The organism is Pseudomonas sp. NPDC008258 (assembly GCF_042956345.1).
Classification (GTDB): Bacteria; Pseudomonadota; Gammaproteobacteria; order Pseudomonadales; family Pseudomonadaceae; genus Aquipseudomonas.
Map to the genome: position 1 here is coordinate 139,527 of NZ_JBIBGE010000007.1, position 15,609 is coordinate 155,135.

At 61.8% G+C, this 15,609-nt stretch carries 13 protein-coding genes; 5 read left to right on the forward strand and 8 right to left on the reverse strand.

Features of this window, described 5'->3' with window-relative positions; genetic code table 11:
- Positions 1-28 precede the first annotated feature (28 nt).
- From nuoF to ACFY9W_RS07930, 6 genes are all read right to left on the reverse strand, one after another.
- Positions 29-1,393, reverse strand: coding sequence for an NADH-quinone oxidoreductase subunit NuoF (nuoF, locus tag ACFY9W_RS07905; RefSeq protein ID WP_391128064.1), 1,365 nt, complete (start codon positions 1,391-1,393; stop codon positions 29-31).
- Positions 1,390-1,887 carry an NADH-quinone oxidoreductase subunit NuoE gene (gene nuoE / locus ACFY9W_RS07910; RefSeq protein ID WP_012273294.1) on the reverse strand — a complete coding sequence of 166 codons (498 nt, stop codon included), beginning with the start codon at positions 1,885-1,887 and terminating at the stop codon, positions 1,390-1,392. The genes nuoF and nuoE overlap by 4 nt, the downstream gene beginning before the upstream one ends.
- 2 nt (positions 1,888-1,889) lie before the next feature.
- Positions 1,890-3,671, reverse strand: coding sequence for an NADH-quinone oxidoreductase subunit C/D (gene nuoC, locus ACFY9W_RS07915; protein WP_391128066.1), 1,782 nt, complete (start codon positions 3,669-3,671; stop codon positions 1,890-1,892).
- A gap of 79 nt (positions 3,672-3,750) precedes the next feature.
- The gene (locus ACFY9W_RS07920; RefSeq protein ID WP_008096180.1) at positions 3,751-4,428 is read right to left on the reverse strand and encodes an NADH-quinone oxidoreductase subunit B family protein; all 678 of its coding nucleotides are present in this window, start codon (positions 4,426-4,428) and stop codon (positions 3,751-3,753) included.
- Positions 4,429-4,438: 10 nt separating this feature from the next.
- Positions 4,439-4,852, reverse strand: coding sequence for an NADH-quinone oxidoreductase subunit A (locus tag ACFY9W_RS07925; protein ID WP_003251427.1), 414 nt, complete (start codon positions 4,850-4,852; stop codon positions 4,439-4,441).
- A gap of 384 nt (positions 4,853-5,236) precedes the next feature.
- Positions 5,237-5,899, reverse strand: coding sequence for a lysoplasmalogenase family protein (locus ACFY9W_RS07930; RefSeq protein WP_391128069.1), 663 nt, complete (start codon positions 5,897-5,899; stop codon positions 5,237-5,239).
- Between the two features lie 537 nt (positions 5,900-6,436).
- Here ACFY9W_RS07930 and ACFY9W_RS07935 point away from each other — a divergent pair.
- Both ACFY9W_RS07935 and ACFY9W_RS07940 read left to right on the forward strand, forming a co-directional pair.
- Complete coding sequence (locus ACFY9W_RS07935; RefSeq protein WP_391128072.1) at positions 6,437-6,679, forward strand: hypothetical protein; 243 nt, start codon at positions 6,437-6,439, stop codon at positions 6,677-6,679.
- A gap of 155 nt (positions 6,680-6,834) precedes the next feature.
- Complete coding sequence (locus tag ACFY9W_RS07940) at positions 6,835-7,098, forward strand: DUF3077 domain-containing protein (RefSeq protein WP_085601421.1); 264 nt, start codon at positions 6,835-6,837, stop codon at positions 7,096-7,098.
- A 133-nt stretch (positions 7,099-7,231) separates the two neighbouring features.
- Here the strand turns inward: ACFY9W_RS07940 and aceA are convergent, their stop codons facing one another.
- Positions 7,232-8,557 (reverse strand): isocitrate lyase, encoded by a 1,326-nt coding sequence (aceA, locus tag ACFY9W_RS07945; RefSeq protein WP_054913919.1) that lies wholly within the window; start codon positions 8,555-8,557, stop codon positions 7,232-7,234.
- 490 nt (positions 8,558-9,047) lie between these two features.
- Positions 9,048-9,812 (reverse strand): secretin N-terminal domain-containing protein, encoded by a 765-nt coding sequence (locus ACFY9W_RS07950; RefSeq protein ID WP_391128074.1) that lies wholly within the window; start codon positions 9,810-9,812, stop codon positions 9,048-9,050.
- A gap of 250 nt (positions 9,813-10,062) precedes the next feature.
- Here ACFY9W_RS07950 and mgtA point away from each other — a divergent pair, with 250 nt between their 5' ends.
- From mgtA to ACFY9W_RS07965, 3 genes are all read left to right on the forward strand, one after another.
- On the forward strand, positions 10,063-12,747 hold the full coding sequence (gene mgtA / locus ACFY9W_RS07955; RefSeq protein WP_391128076.1) for a magnesium-translocating P-type ATPase: 2,685 nt from the start codon (positions 10,063-10,065) through the stop codon (positions 12,745-12,747).
- A 77-nt stretch (positions 12,748-12,824) separates the two neighbouring features.
- Positions 12,825-13,985: a hypothetical protein gene (locus ACFY9W_RS07960; RefSeq protein ID WP_391128079.1), complete on the forward strand. Its 1,161-nt coding sequence runs from the start codon at positions 12,825-12,827 to the stop codon at positions 13,983-13,985.
- A 92-nt stretch (positions 13,986-14,077) separates the two neighbouring features.
- Positions 14,078-15,520: a SulP family inorganic anion transporter gene (locus ACFY9W_RS07965; protein WP_391128082.1), complete on the forward strand. Its 1,443-nt coding sequence runs from the start codon at positions 14,078-14,080 to the stop codon at positions 15,518-15,520.
- The last annotated feature ends 89 nt before the right edge of the window (positions 15,521-15,609 follow it).

A 15,609-nucleotide genomic window follows, 5' to 3' on the forward strand; every position in this document is an offset into this window, starting at 1 on the left:
GGCACGGACCACCCGCCTAATCATCTTGTTATGCGCCGACCACGATCGGCTTCGCCAGGTTGTGGCGCAGTGCATCACCAGCGCTTGCTGGGGCGACACCGGCCTCGAACTCCGAGCGGAAGTATTTGATGGCACTGCCCAGTGGCTCGACGGCACCCGGTGCGTGAGCACAGAAGGTACGGCCTGGGCCGAGGAAGTTGACCAGCCCCAGCAGCGTCTCGATGTCTTCGGCGCGGCCCTGGCCTTTTTCCAGCGCACGCAGCATCTTCACGCTCCACGGCAGGCCGTCACGGCACGGGGTGCACCAGCCGCACGATTCGCGGGCGAAGAACTCTTCCATGTTGCGCAGCAGCGAAACCATGTTGATGCTGTCGTCGACCGCCATGGCCAGGCCAGTACCCATACGGGTGCCAACCTTGGCGATGCCACCGGCGTACATCTGTGCGTCGAGGTGCTCGGGCAGCAGGAAGCCGGTACCGGCGCCACCTGGCTGCCAGCACTTGAGCTTGAAGCCGTCGCGCATGCCACCGGCGTAGTCTTCGAACAGCTCGCGGGCGGTAACGCCGAACGGCAGTTCCCACAGGCCTGGGTTTTTCACCTTGCCGGAGAAGCCCATCAGCTTGGTGCCGTGGTCTTCGCTGCCTTCACGGGCCAGCGACTTGTACCAGTCGTTGCCGTTGGCGACGATGGCCGGCACGTTGCACAGGGTTTCGACGTTGTTCACGCAAGTCGGCTTGCCCCACACGCCCACGGCGGCAGGGAAGGGCGGCTTGGAACGCGGGTTGGCGCGGCGGCCTTCCAGCGAGTTGATCAGTGCGGTTTCTTCGCCGCAGATGTAGCGGCCGGCACCGGTGTGCACGAACAGCTCGAAATCGAAACCGCTGCCCAGGATGTTCTTGCCCAGGAGGCCTGCGGCCTTGGCTTCATCGATGGCGCGGTTGAGGTTTTTTGCGGCGGTGGTGTATTCGCCACGCAGGAAGATGTAGCCACGGTAGGCCTTCAGGGCGCGGGCGCTGATCAGCATGCCCTCGACCAGCAGATGGGGCTGTTGCTCCATCAGCATGCGGTCCTTCCAGGTGTTCGGCTCCATTTCGTCCGCGTTGCACAGCAGGTAGCGGATGTTCATGGATTCGTCTTTGGGCATCAGGCCCCACTTCACGCCAGTGGGGAAGCCTGCGCCACCACGGCCCTTGAGGCCGGAGTCCTTGACCGCCTGCACGATATCGTCCTGCGACATCTGCGCCAGTGCCTTGCGGGCAGCGGCGTAGCCGTTCTTCGATTCGTACTCGGCCAGCCATACCGGCTCGCCGTCGTCACGCAGGCGCCAGGTCAGCGGGTGGGTTTCGGCCGTGCGCGCGATGCGGTTGGCCGGGCCGAAGGAAGTAATGGTCATACGTAACCCTCCAGCAGTTTGGTAACGCCAGCCGGCTGCACGTCGCCAAAGGTGTCGTCGTCGATCATCAGCGCCGGGGCCTTGTCGCAGTTGCCCAGGCAGCAGACGGGCAGCAGGGTGAAACGGCCGTCGGCGGTGGTCTGGCCAAGGCCGATGCCCAGCTCGCTCTGGATCTGGCTGACGACCGATTCATGGCCGCCGATGTAGCAGACCATGCTGTCGCACACGCGGATGATGTGGCGGCCGACCGGCTGACGGAAGATCTGGCTGTAGAAGGTGGCAACACCCTCTACGTCGCTGGCCGGGATGCCCAGCACTTCGCCGATGGCGTGGATGGCGCCATCCGGCACCCAGCCACGTTCCTTCTGGACGATCTTCAGGGCTTCGATGGACGCCGCGCGCGGGTCCTCGTAGTGATGCATTTCATGCTCGATGGCCGAGCGCTCGGTTTCGCTCAGGGCGAAACGGTCTGTCTGGATAAGCGTGCTGTTCATGCTTAGCGGTCCACGTCAGCCATAACGAAGTCGATACTGCCCAGGTACGCAATGAGGTCGGCGACCATGCTGCCTTTGATCACCGAAGGGATCTGCTGCAGGTGCGGGTAGCTCGGGGTACGGATCCGGGTGCGGTAGCTCATGGTGCCGCCATCGCTCGTCAGGTAGTAACTGTTGATGCCCTTGGTCGCCTCGATCATCTGGAACGACTCGTTGGCCGGCATGACCGGGCCCCACGAGACTTGCAGGAAGTGCGTGATCAGGGTTTCGATGTGCTGCAGGGTGCGCTCTTTCGGTGGCGGCGTGGTCAGCGGGTGATCCGCCTTGTACGGGCCTTCCGGCATGTTGCGCAGGCACTGGTCGATGATGCGGATACTCTGGCGCATCTCCTCGACACGGACCATGCAGCGGTCATAGGCATCGCCGTTGTGGGCCAGCGGTACTTCGAACTCGAAGTTCTCGTAGCCGGAGTAAGGGCGGGCTTTACGCAGGTCGAAGTCGCAACCGGTGGAGCGCAGGCCGGCACCGGTGGTACCCCATTCCAGGGCTTCCTTGGTGTTGTACGCGGCAACGCCGATGGTGCGGCCCTTGAGGATGCTGTTCTGCAGGGCAGCCTTGGTGTATTCGTCAAGGCGCTTTGGCAGCCATTCGACGAAGTCCTTGACCAGTTTGTCCCAGCCGCGCGGCAGGTCGTGGGCAACGCCACCGATGCGGTACCAGGCCGGGTGCAGGCGGAAACCGGTGATCGCTTCGATCACGGTGTAGGCGCGCTGGCGGTCGGTGAAGGTGAAGAACACCGGGGTCATGGCGCCGACGTCCTGGATGTAGGTACCCAGGAACAGCAAGTGGCTGGTGATACGGAAGAACTCGGCCAGCATGATGCGAATCACGTCGACCTTCTGCGGCACCTGGATGCCGGCCAGCTTCTCGACCGCGAGCACGTACGGCAGGTTGTTCATCACCCCGCCGAGGTAGTCGATACGGTCGGTGTAGGGGATGAAGCTGTGCCAGGACTGGCGCTCGGCCATTTTTTCGGCACCACGGTGGTGGTAGCCGATGTCCGGTACGCAGTCGACGATCTCTTCACCGTCCAGCTGCAGGACGATACGGAACGCACCGTGCGCCGAAGGGTGGTTGGGGCCGAGGTTGAGGAACATGTAGTCCTCGTTCGCGCCCTGGCGCTTCATGCCCCAGGCTTCCGGGTTGAAGCGTGCCGATTCCTCTTCAAGCTGTTGCTTGGCCAGGGTCAGGCTGTACGGGTCGAACTCGGTGGCGCGGGCAGGGTAGTCCTTGCGCAGCGGGTGGCCTTCCCAGGTGGGTGGCATCATGATGCGGCTGAGGTGCGGGTGGCCGGCGAAGTCGATGCCGAACATGTCCCAGACTTCGCGCTCGTACCAGTTGGCGTTAGGCCAGATACCGGTCACGGTCGGCAGGTTCAGGTCGCCTTCGCTGAGCGACACCTTGATCATCACATCGCTGTTACGCTCGACCGACAACAGGTGGTAGAACACGCTGAAGTCGGCAGCAGGCAGGCCGCGGCGCTGGGTGCGCAGGCGCTCGTCGACGCCGTGCAGGTCGTACAGCATGCTGTATGGCTTGGCCACGCCGCGCAGGAAGCTGAGCACCTCTTTGAGCTGGGCGCGCTTGACCCACAGCACGGGCATGCCGGTGCGGGTTTCCTGGGCGACGAATGCTTCGGCGCCAAAACGGTTGTTCAGTTCGACGACCACATCCTGGTCGTCAGCCTTGTAGGGCGGAATGAAAATAGCGTTGTCCGCTGTCATGGTCTCGGTCGCTTTGGGTCAACGTTAAGAATGAAGCCAGGCCGCCGGCTCCTTGGGGAGCGGGCGGCAGGTCGCTGGATCAGACTTCGTCGGGGCTGCGCAGGTTGGTCACTGCAATGCGCTGCTCACGACGCAGGTCTTTCTGGGCTGGCATCTCGGCACGGTAAATACCTTGATCACCAACAACCCAGGAAAGCGGGCGTCGTTCTTGGCCGATCGACTCCTGCAACAGCATCAAGCCTTGCAGGAAAGCCTCAGGGCGTGGCGGGCAGCCAGGCACATAGACGTCCACGGGGAGGAACTTGTCGACCCCCTGAACGACCGAGTAAATGTCGTACATGCCACCGGAGTTGGCGCACGACCCCATGGAGATGACCCACTTGGGCTCGAGCATCTGCTCGTACAGGCGCTGGATGATCGGCGCCATTTTCACGAAGCAGGTACCGGCGATGACCATGAAGTCGGCCTGGCGCGGCGATGCCCGGATGACTTCGGCGCCGAAGCGGGCGATGTCGTGGGGTGCCGTGAAGGCCGTGGTCATTTCCACGTAGCAGCAGGACAGGCCGAAGTTGTACGGCCAGAGGGAGTTCTTGCGACCCCAGTTGACCGCGCCACGCAGCACATCTTCGAGTTTCCCCATGTAGATGTTCTTGTGGACCTGGTCCTCTAGCAGCTGGTCGGTGACGGTTTCCCGTTCACCTACCGGGTACTGCTCGTTAGGCGCATCCGGATCGATTCTGGTGAGATTGTATTGCATTGCCAAAGCCTCATTGTTTCAGCTTCGCTTGCCGCTTGCGGCGACCTTCGGGAGCCCAATCAAGAGCACCGACGCGCCATAGGTAGACAAGACCTGCCAACAGAATTGCTATGAAAACGAGAGCTTCGACGAACCCGGTCCAGCCGCTTTCGCGGACGGACACAGACCATGCAAAGAGAAAGAGGGCTTCGATATCGAAGATCACGAACAGCATCGCGACCAGATAGAATTTGGCGGACAGGCGCAGGCGGGCGCTGCCGACGGGCAGCATGCCGGATTCGAAAGGTTCGTTCTTGGCGCGGCCCCAGGCCTTGCTACCAAGCAGGCTGGACAGGCCGAGCATGAAGGCACACAGGCCGACGACACCCAGGAGGAAGATGGCAAAGCCCCAGTTGTGGGCGATGAGTCCTGCCGAATCGGACATGCTGGAAATCCTTATACACAGAGACCAAGCTCTGCAGTCTGAAATTAAGTAGAGCGGCGACTTGGTGTCGCAGGTGCAGTGACCAAATGTCGCAGCTGAATCAATCGGGCTGATTTTATGGGTAAACCCGGTGCAAGTAAAATTTCTGTCGCAAATTTATTCGTAGCATTAAGTACAAAAGCCACTCCTAACTGGCTGAAAGCCTTGAAATTCGGGCATTGCGTGCGCTTTTGTTAATTATGTTTCTTGCGACTGGTAACGAATTACAAGTTTCGTAATGATAATTAATATCATTTGACCTGATGCCATGTAATTGGGCTGTTCTGCACCTTGTAAAGTTCATCTGGCGGTTCCCCCTACTTGCAAATGCGAAAGGCTCGTGTTCTAGCAGCTTCCAGCGTCGCTTGCACCGCTCTGGGTCAATACTTTATCGGTTGAGCGATGACCGACTGATGAAGCGATGGCCCACTGGCCGAGCCAGTAGGCGAGGATGATCAGGTAAGGCGCGGCGGCGAACGGGCTGACGAAGCGGTCGATGCCGATCAGGCTGTCGGAGAATACGAACAGGCTGGCGCCCAGTGCAGCCAGGCCGCCGCAGGCCAGGGCGCGCCAGAGCATGGCGCTGATGGCCAGGGCGTAGAGCGCGACCGGGATCAGCAGCGGGCCGAGGCCGTGGCTGGCGAGTACGCTGAACAGGGTGATGCCGGTGAGGGCACTGAACAGGAGTGCGGGTAGGGCGAGGTGCAAGGTTTGGTCGCAATAGGCGCGCAGGTAGGCCAGGTGGGCACAAAGGAATGCAACCAGGCCGAACACGAACAAGTCGGCAGGGATGGCCAGCAGGATGTCGCCGAGTACCGAGAAGGCCAGGCCGATCGAGATCCACATGCGGTACGCCGAGGCGGGGGCGCTACGCAGCCAGCCGATCATGGCCAGTACCGGGACGGGTTTGGCCAGCAGGGCGAGCAGGGTGTTGTCGCTGGCCAGTGCGTATATATAGAGGGCAGCGGCGGCCAGGGCGACAATCATCAGGTGGCTTGGACGAGGCATGGGCGGTCCTTGCTGCTGTGCTGCCTCAAGCATAGACCTGATTGTGGGGTTTGTTGGTGATGCGTTGGGATTGGGTGGGGCTGCCAAGAGTAAGGCGAGTGGAATGTGGTGTCTGTGAGATCGAGCGCCGCCCGCGCGGCGCTTCGCGGGCGGCGCTCGATCTGCGCAACACCGCAAAAACCAAGGCAGGCACCTCGCCGCCCTGACGCAATCGCTCGCAGAACACCTGACATGTCGGATTTATCCGCTTCCATGTAGGCCATTTCCCAAACATACTCCTGCTGCCTGTTTTCCATTGCGGCTGCTGTAGCGGGGCTCTAGTCTCGACCTGTCGTTGCACATCAACGACACGGCTTTGACAGGCCGGAATTGAAAGAAGGTGCACTCGCTTTGCCTCAATGGCGGCTGTGCGTGTGGGCACGTTCGCGTGCGCCGGTCTTTCTTTCTTTCCACCGGTCTGTCAACCCGCGCATAGCTGCCACCCAACCGTTTGACAGCGGGCGGGTGGCGGCCAAACAGGAAAGAAAGGAGCGAGTCATGCTGAAAGTTGTCCCCGATCCACCCCGCAACCCCCATTTTCTCGAAGACACCTTGATCCAGGCCGCCGACTGCGCGCTGTGCGCCGCCACAGTGGTGCATCAGGCCTTGCTGCTTCAGCCCAAATCACCGGCCTCGATCCTGATGATGACCTCAATGCATGAACTTGAGTCGCTGCGGGCTTTGCTTGAGTCGGCGTTGTCTCATGTGCAAATGCCTGCGGAGCCTCGGACTGCGCACTAAGGCTGCTTAATGTGCTGTCTGGGCGGGCCCCTTCGCGGGCGCGCCCGCTCCCACAGGATCACCATTGTCTTCCAGGCTTGCACAATACCTGTGGGAGCGGGCGAGCCCGCGAAAGGGCCCGGCCAGGCAGTAGAGAAATTTCATGGGAATCAACAATGACCACAGAAGACACCCAATTCACCGTCGGCAAGACCACCTTCTACCAAGGCGAAAACAGCACCCACCCACTGTTCCGCATTGAGCCAGGCATTCCCTGCCGCGACGCCCGCGAGCAGTCTTCGGAACTGATGGGCTATGTGCGCGAACTGACCATCACCGGCCTGATGGATGAGAAGCCGATGATGATCTGGGCTGCCCACTACCTTAGCGCGATGGCCAAGGCGTTGATGGATGATGCCGAGCTGGGTATGAAGCAATGAAGTATTGCTGACAAGCGCTACTTACTCCTGTGGGAGCGGCGCTAACCTGAAGCATGAGAAGGGTCTGTACAGGCATAAACAAAGGCCCGGGGCTTTCGCAAGCCCTGGGCCTTTGTTCAACCGCAACCCACTATCAGTGGAACTGCTCTTCCTCGGTCGAGCCGGTCAGCGCAGTCACCGACGAAGCCCCACCCTGAATCACGGTGGTCATGTCGTCGAAGTAGCCAGTGCCCACTTCCTGCTGGTGCGCCACGAAGGTGTAGCCTTTGCTGGCGTCAGCGAATTCCTGCTCTTGCAGCTTCACGTAGGCGGTCATGTCGTTGCGGGCGTAGTCGTGCGCCAGGTTGAACATGCCGTGCCACATGTTGTGAATGCCGGCCAGGGTGATGAACTGGTGCTTGTAGCCCATGGCCGACAGTTCGCGCTGGAACTTGGCGATGGTGGCGTCGTCCAGGTTCTTCTTCCAGTTGAAGGACGGCGAGCAGTTGTACGACAGGATCTGGTCCGGGTACTCCTTCTTGATCGCTTCGGCGAAGCGGCGGGCTTCGTCCAGGTCCGGCTTGGCGGTTTCACACCAGATCAGGTCGGCGTACGGGGCGTAGGCCAGGCCACGGGCGATGGCCTGGTCGAGGCCGGCACGTACCTTGTAGAAGCCTTCACGGGTGCGCTCGCCAATCACGAACGGCTGGTCGTACGGGTCGCAGTCGCTGGTCAGCAGGTCGGCGGCGTTGGCGTCGGTACGAGCCAGGATGATAGTCGGTACGCCCGATACGTCAGCAGCCAGGCGCGCGGCCACCAGCTTCTGTACGGCTTCCTGGGTCGGTACCAGTACCTTGCCACCCATGTGGCCGCATTTTTTCACCGAGGCCAGCTGGTCTTCGAAGTGCACGCCGGCGGCGCCTGCCTCGATCATGTTCTTCATCAGCTCGTAGGCGTTCAGCACGCCGCCGAAACCGGCCTCGGCGTCAGCCACGATAGGCGCGAAGTAGTCGATGTAGCCATCGTCGCCCGGGTTCTTGCCGGCTTTCCACTGGATCTGGTCGGCGCGGCGGAATGCGTTGTTGATGCGCTTGACCACGGTCGGTACCGAGTCGACCGGGTACAGCGACTGGTCTGGGTACATGGACTCGGCCGAGTTGTTGTCGGCGGCAACCTGCCAGCCGGACAGGTAGATGGCCTGGATGCCGGCTTTTACCTGCTGCACTGCCTGGCCGCCGGTCAGGGCACCCATGCAGTTGACGAAATCTTTTTCTGGGCGGAAGGACGGGTGGGCACCTTCGGTGACCAGCTTCCACAGTTTTTCTGCACCCTGGCGGGCAAAGGTGTGCTCGGGTTGCACGGAGCCACGCAGGCGAACGACATCAGCGGCGGTGTAGGTACGGGTCACGCCTTTCCAGCGCGGGTTCTCGGCCCAGTCTTTCTCGAGGGCTGCAATTTGCTGTTCGCGTGTCAGTGCCATGGAAATAAACCTCGTCGCATCGATCTTGGGTTAATTGTGCTGATGCTCGGAGCAGATCAGGTGCCTGGCGGCTGTCCTGTTCGCAGGAGTGCGGCGGCGAACGCGAAGGCTCGAAGGGGAAGGGTGGGCAGGCCAGGCGACGGTGTGCTCCGGCAGGTCGGCTCGTGGTTGCCTTGCTGCGGTGCTACGCGATTGCCAGTACTGCGGTGATGCGCTTCCGTCCCTCGGGACAACTTCTTCGTTGCAGTCACAATCCCGTCGAACCGCCTTGTGGGCCGTATAGACACGAGGCGCCTCCAGGGGTGGGAGGAGCACGCCTCGAAGGCCCTTGCCAGGGCCCCTGATTAGCGGGAGCGAGGCCATCATGCCCTTGGGAAAAAGACCCTGTCAAATGTTTTGTAGTGGATTTTTTCACTTACTACATCTTTGGTCTAATGCGACTTGGCAGTCAGTTTCAAGGCCTTTGGTCGAGGCCTTGAATTGCCTGGGATCAGTCGAGAAGGTCGACTTTCACACGTAAAGTCATGTTTTCACCACGCTGGGTGCTGTAACTGCGGCTTGACGTGCTGCGGTCGGCTTGGCTCTGCTGGTTGTAGCCTGCCAGGGTGATCCATTCGCCGAGCTTGCCGGTGACTGTCGTGTCGGTGCTTTGCACTTTCACTACATCGGCACGTTCGCTGCTGATGCGGTCATTATTGGTGCTTATTTGCAGGCGGACCGTATCACCGCTCAGGCTTGGGGTAACGTAGAACCCCTGGGTCACGTTGCGGTATTCCGTGTTGCTCTGCAGGCGCCCGTAGCCGTCGGTGCTGGTGCTGGTAATCGGGATGCTCTGGCCCACCTGAATGAGCGCTGGCTGGCCTTCGCTGGCCTGAACCTGCTGCATGCCACCGTCCCGGTTGCTGGTGCCGTAGTGAATCACGCGTGCATTGCCGCGGTTGTCCTGGAAGTTGCTGTCGTTGTTGTCGACGCTGATCAGCAGGCGCTTGGGGGCGGTGTCCAGCTGTTGCAGCAAGGCGCGCAAATCGTCGATGCGCTCTGGGCTGGCGTTGACGATCAGCTTGTTCTCGAAGGCGCTGACCGTGCCGTCCTTGCCGATGAAAGCCTGCGCCGCAGGCAGCAGTTCGGCGCTGGCACGATGCTGCAGCGGCACGACCTCGGTGGCGGCCTGGGCGCCAAGGCAGGCGACCAGCAGCAGGGAGGCGAAAAGGGGGCGTAGCGGCATGTCCATGATCTCCGCAGGGTGAATCAACATGATGGCAAATTTGTCAGGTTCCTGCTGGATCTGCATCACGCCGTGGCCGCTACCGATGCGAATGATGAAACCTTGTTCAGCTTCGCCCCGGCCGTACCCGCAACAACTACCCTTGGGTTTCCGATACCTGCAAAAGACACCACTGATGCCAGTACGACGAAGTATCACATTGCGATCCGAGGTGCTCCTGCTCACTGGCTAGCCGGCGGGCCTGTGCTTCGTATTGCCTCCTGCGGCAGGAGCACAGACCATGACCGTAAAAGACCGCGACACCCTCCAACCCGCTGTGGCCCCGGTTGCTCGCACCGGGCTGGACGATACCTTCGCCCGCCTGGAGTCGGGCCGGCACGGTTTGAGCGAAGCCGAAGCCGCCCGGCGGCTGTTGCACCATGGCAGTAACGAGGTGCTGCACGGCAAGCCGCAGCCGGCTGTGCTGCAACTGCTCGGTGCGTTGAACAACCCGTTCATCCATGTGCTGCTGGCCCTGGGCGCGATCAGTTTCGTTACCGATTACTGGCTGCCGACCCGGGCTGGTAATGCTGACGACGCCGACCTGACCAAGGTCATCATCATTCTCACCATGGTCAGCCTCAGCACCCTGCTGCGTTTCTGGCAGGAGTACCGCTCGGGCAAGGCTGCCAGCGCGCTGAAAGCCATGGTGCGGACTACCGCCACGGTGCTGCGTAGCGAAGATGAAGGCCAGGCCGCACGCCTGCGCGAAGTGCCGATGGCGGAACTGGTAGTGGGCGATGTGGTGCAGTTGCATGCTGGCGACATGATCCCTGCCGATGTACGCCTGATCGAGTCGCGAGACCTGTTCATCAGCCAGGCCGTGCTGACCGGCGAAGCGTTGCCGGTAGAGAAGTACGACACCCTCGGGCATGTCGCGCAGAAGAGCGCCAGCGACCACGACGGTGACGAGGGCCAACTGCTGGACCGCGCCAACCTGTGCTTCATGGGTACCAATGTGGTCAGCGGCCGTGCCCGCGCGCTGGTGGTTGCCACCGGGCGGGGCACGTACTTTGGCAGCCTGGCCAAGGCGATTTCCGGTTCGCGCAGCGAAACCGCCTTCGATCGCGGTGTGAACAGTGTCAGCCGCTTGCTGATCCGCTTCATGCTGGTGATGGTGCCGGTGGTGTTCCTGCTCAACGGCTTTGCCAAGCACGACTGGGGCGACGCTTTCCTGTTCGCCCTGGCTGTAGCCGTGGGGCTCACCCCGGAAATGCTGCCCATGATTGTCAGTGCCAACCTGGCCAAGGGCGCCGTGGCCATGGCCAGGCGGCGGGTGGTGGTCAAGCGCCTGAACGCGATCCAGAATTTCGGCTCGATGGATGTGCTGTGCACTGACAAGACCGGCACCCTTACCGAGGACCGGATCATCCTTGAGCAGTGCCTGGCAGCCGATGGCAGTGCCGACCCCCGGCTGCTGGAACTGGCCTGGCTCAACAGCTACCACCAGAGTGGGGTGAAAAACCTGATGGACCAGGCCGTGCTGCGGTGTACTGCAGACCAGCCCGGGTTCCAGGCGCCGTTTGCCTACAGCAAGGTCGATGAGCTGCCGTTCGATTTCGTCCGTCGGCGGCTGTCGGTGGTGGTCAAGGACCCGCTGGGCGACCGGCTGCTGGTCAGCAAGGGCGCCGTCGAGGAAATGCTCGAGATCGCCACCCAGGTCGAGCTGGTTGGCCAGCGTGTGCCGTTTGACGAGCAGCGCCGTGAACAGCTGTGTGCGTTTGCCGATGCGCGCAATGCCGAAGGGCTGCGCGTGTTGTTGTTGGCCACCCGCGAGCTGGGCTGCGATCAGGGCAAGCTGGAGTACGCTGCCGAGGATGAGCGCGACCTGGTCATTCGCGGCATCCTGACCTTCCTCGACCCGCCGAAGGAAAGCGCCGGGCCGGCAATTCAGGCGCTTGCCGGCATGGGCGTGCAGGTCAAGGTGCTGACCGGCGACAGTGCCGAAGTGTGCTGCAAGGTGTGCCATGAGGTTGGCCTGAACCCTGGCGAGCCGCTGCTGGGCCAGGTCATCGAGGGCATGGATGACGCCCGGCTGGGTGAGGAGGTGGAAACCCGCACGGTGTTCGCCCGGCTTGCTCCGCTGCAGAAGTCACGGGTGCTCAGGGCCTTGCAGGGCAATGGCCATACCGTGGGCTTTCTCGGTGACGGCATCAACGACGCCCCGGCGCTGCGCGATGCCGACGTTGGCATTTCGGTTGACAGCGCTACCGACATCGCCAAGGAGTCGGCCGATATCATCCTGCTGGAAAAGAGCCTGATGGTGCTGGGCGATGGCGTGCTGCAAGGGCGGGAAACCTTCGGCAACATCATGAAGTACCTGTGCATGACGGCCAGTTCCAACTTTGGCAACGTGTTCTCGGTGCTGGTAGCCAGCGCGTTCATCCCGTTCCTGCCGATGCTGGCCATCCAGATGCTGCTGCAGAACCTGATGTACGACGCCTCGCAACTGGCGCTGCCGTGGGATCGGCTGGACAGCGACCTGCTGCTTGCACCACGCACTTGGGATGCGCGCAACATTGGCCGCTTCATGCTGTGGGTCGGGCCGACCTCGTCGGTGTTCGATATCACCACGTTTGCGCTGATGTGGTACGTGTTCGCTGCCAGCAGCGTGCACATGCAGGCGCTGTTCCAGTCGGGCTGGTTCGTCGAAGGGCTGCTGTCGCAGACCCTGGTGGTGCACATGCTGCGCACTCGCAAGGTGCCGTTCCTGCAAAGCCGTGCGGCCCTGTCGGTGACCCTGGCCACGGCGTTGGTAATGGGGCTGGGTATCTACCTGCCGTTCTCCCCGCTGGGGGCGATGGTCGGTCTGGTGCCACTGCCGCTGGCCTACTTCCCTTGGCTGCTGGCAACGCTGGTGGGGTACTGCGTGTTGGCGCAAGGGATCAAGGCGCTGTACATCCGTCGCTTTGGCCAGTGGTTCTGAGCGGGAGAGGCTGTTTTATACGTGTTTTATCTTGTAGGCTATAAATTATAGTCATCCAGATAATCAAGGATAATCACATGTCTCCCATTCGCCCGCTCCTGCGTCGTGATCAGTTGGCCAAGGCCCTGGGCCAGGACCTGGCGGGCGAGTCGCTGGTCGATTACAGCTCGGGCATGTTCCTCGCTGCGCCCCGGCGTACGGGCAAGAGTACCTTCCTCAATAATGACTTCATTCCGGAATGCGTACGGCGCGGCTGGTTACCGGTTTACGTCGACCTGTGGTCGGACCGTGACGCCGCCCCGGCAGAGCTCATCAGTGGTGCCATCGGTGCTGCGCTGGGCAGCTTCGAAGGGGCGCTGGCCAAGGCGGCGAAAAAGGCCGGCATCGACAAGGTAAACCTGTTGCGTACCCTCAGCTGGGATTTCACTCGCCCGCAACTGCCTGAGGGTACGACCTTGGCTCAGGCGCTTGCCGTGCTGCATCAAGTGTCGGGGCAGATGGTGGTACTGATCATCGACGAAGCCCAGCATGCTCTCAACAGTGAGGATGGCCTGAACGCGATGTTCGCGCTAAAGGCCGCGCGGGACCATCTCAACCGTGGTGACCGCCCGGATGGCTTGCGCCTGGTGTTCACCGGTTCCAGCCGCGACAAGCTGGCCAACCTGGTGTTGAAGAGCAAGCAGCCGTTCTTTGGTGCCAGTATCACGCCATTCCCCTTGCTGGGGCGTGAATACGTCGAGTTCATCACGGCCTTGTGGAACCAGCGCCTGGCTGACAGCAACCAGTTCAAGGTCGAGGACCTGGCGTACGCTTTCGAGCTGGTGGGCCGTCGCCCTGAAATGCTCAACAAGCTGTTGGCCGAGGTCAGCGTCGGCCTGGGTGAGGCGGGTAACCTGGGTGAACTGCTGCGCAACGGGGCACTCAACCATCAGGCCGGCGTGTGGAGTGACTACGAAAGCGCCTGGAACGAGCTCTCGCCCTTGCAGCAGGCAGTGCTTGGGGTAATGGCCGAGCGCACGCTGGGCCAGCAGCCGTTTTCGCCGTTTACCGAGCAAACCCTGGCCGATGTCAGCCGCAAGCTGGAACTGGCCCAAGCCGAGGCCAATGCCACTACGCCCAATGTGCAAAAGGCCCTTGATGCGTTGCGCGACAAGGAGCTGGTATGGAAGGCCAACCGTGGCGAGTATGCACTCGAAGACACCTCGATGGCTGAATGGCTGACATCGGCCGGGCGATAGGCGCCGTTGCGGTGGCCGCTGCCAGACAAATTACGTAACATCGCGCCCCTTGTTTTTTGTACCGTCCACCCGCACCGCCTTTCAGGATGCCCATGAAACCCGCCCGTCTACGCGCCGACCTGCTTGCCGGCCTGACCACCTCGTTTGCCCTGGTGCCCGAGTGCATCGCCTTTGCCTTGGTGGCCCACCTCAACCCGCTGATGGGCCTGTATGGGGCGTTCATCATCTGTACCCTCACGGCACTGTTTGGCGGCCGGCCAGGGATGATTTCCGGCGCAGCCGGGTCGATGGCGGTGGTGATCGTGGCGCTGGTGGTGCAGCACGGCGTGCAGTACCTGCTGGCCACGGTGCTGTTGGGCGGGGTGGTGATGATCCTGTTCGGCCTGCTGCGCCTGGGCAAGCTGGTGCGGCTGGTGCCGTACCCGGTAATGCTCGGTTTCGTGAACGGTCTGGCCATCGTCATTGCCATGGCCCAGCTGGAGCACTTCAAAGACGGCGAACACTGGCTCAGTGGCACGCCGCTGTACCTGATGATCGGCCTGGTGGTGCTGACCATGGCGGTGGTTTATGTGCTGCCGAAACTGACCCGTGCGGTACCGCCGGCGCTGGTGGCAATCCTGGGTGTTGGCCTGCTGGTTTACCTGCTCGGGCTGCCTACCCGCACCCTGGGTGACATGGCGCACATCGCCGGCGGCCTGCCGGCGCTGGCGCTGCCGGATGTACCCTGGAACCTGGAAACCCTGAAGATCATCGCCCCCTACGCGGTGCTGATGGCCATGGTCGGCCTGCTGGAAACCCTGCTTACCCTCAACCTGACCGATGAAATTACCGAGAGCCGTGGTTTCCCGGACCGCGAGTGCGTGGCACTGGGCGCGGCGAACATGGTCTCGGGCCTGTGCGGGGGCATGGGTGGTTGCGCGATGATCGGGCAGACGGTGATCAACCTCAGCTCCAATGGCCGTGGCCGGTTGTCTGGCGTGGTGGCGGGCGTGATGATTCTGCTGTTCGTGTTGTTCCTGTCGCCGTTGATCGAGCGTATTCCGCTGGCAGCGCTGGTAGGGGTGATGTTCGTGGTGGCCCAGCAGACCTTTGCCTGGGCGTCGTTGCGGGTGCTGCACAAGGTGCCGGTGAATGATGTGCTGGCGATCATTGCGGTGACCGTGGTTACGGTGTTTACCGACCTGGCCATGGCGGTAATGTTCGGCATCATCATCGCGGCGGTGAACTTTGCCTGGCAGCATGCGCGCGAACTGTATGCCGATAGCCATGTGGATGAGGAGGGGGGCAAGCATTATCAGGTACATGGCACACTGTTCTTTGCCTCGACTACCCCGTTCCTCAACCAGTTTGACCCGGCCAATGATCCCGCCAAAGTCACGTTGGACTGCCAGCACCTGAGTTTTGTCGACTACTCGGCGATTGCTGCGTTGAAGACCCTGCGTGAGCGCTATGCCAAGGCGGGCAAGCAGTTGCGTGTGGTGCATTTGTCGGAGCGGTGTAAGAAGCTGTTGAAGCGGGCTGGCGAGCAGCACTGAGGTTTGGGCTGTAGGCGTGGTCTTTGTGGGAGCGGCCTTGCGTCGCGAAAGGGCTGCAAGGCAGCCCCATGATTTCGGCGGTAATGCAT

Coding starts and splice junctions, on each gene's coding strand:
- nuoF (WP_391128064.1), bottom strand. CDS start 1,393: ATGACCATTACTTCCTTCGGCCCGGCCAACCGCATCGCGCGCACGGCC.
- nuoE (WP_012273294.1), bottom strand. CDS start 1,887: ATGAACAGCACGCTTATCCAGACAGACCGTTTCGCCCTGAGCGAAACC.
- nuoC (WP_391128066.1), bottom strand. CDS start 3,671: ATGACAGCGGACAACGCTATTTTCATTCCGCCCTACAAGGCTGACGAC.
- ACFY9W_RS07920 (WP_008096180.1), bottom strand. CDS start 4,428: ATGCAATACAATCTCACCAGAATCGATCCGGATGCGCCTAACGAGCAG.
- ACFY9W_RS07925 (WP_003251427.1), bottom strand. CDS start 4,852: ATGTCCGATTCGGCAGGACTCATCGCCCACAACTGGGGCTTTGCCATC.
- ACFY9W_RS07930 (WP_391128069.1), bottom strand. CDS start 5,899: ATGCCTCGTCCAAGCCACCTGATGATTGTCGCCCTGGCCGCCGCTGCC.
- ACFY9W_RS07935 (WP_391128072.1), top strand. CDS start 6,437: ATGCTGAAAGTTGTCCCCGATCCACCCCGCAACCCCCATTTTCTCGAA.
- ACFY9W_RS07940 (WP_085601421.1), top strand. CDS start 6,835: ATGACCACAGAAGACACCCAATTCACCGTCGGCAAGACCACCTTCTAC.
- aceA (WP_054913919.1), bottom strand. CDS start 8,557: ATGGCACTGACACGCGAACAGCAAATTGCAGCCCTCGAGAAAGACTGG.
- ACFY9W_RS07950 (WP_391128074.1), bottom strand. CDS start 9,812: ATGTTGATTCACCCTGCGGAGATCATGGACATGCCGCTACGCCCCCTT.
- mgtA (WP_391128076.1), top strand. CDS start 10,063: ATGACCGTAAAAGACCGCGACACCCTCCAACCCGCTGTGGCCCCGGTT.
- ACFY9W_RS07960 (WP_391128079.1), top strand. CDS start 12,825: ATGTCTCCCATTCGCCCGCTCCTGCGTCGTGATCAGTTGGCCAAGGCC.
- ACFY9W_RS07965 (WP_391128082.1), top strand. CDS start 14,078: ATGAAACCCGCCCGTCTACGCGCCGACCTGCTTGCCGGCCTGACCACC.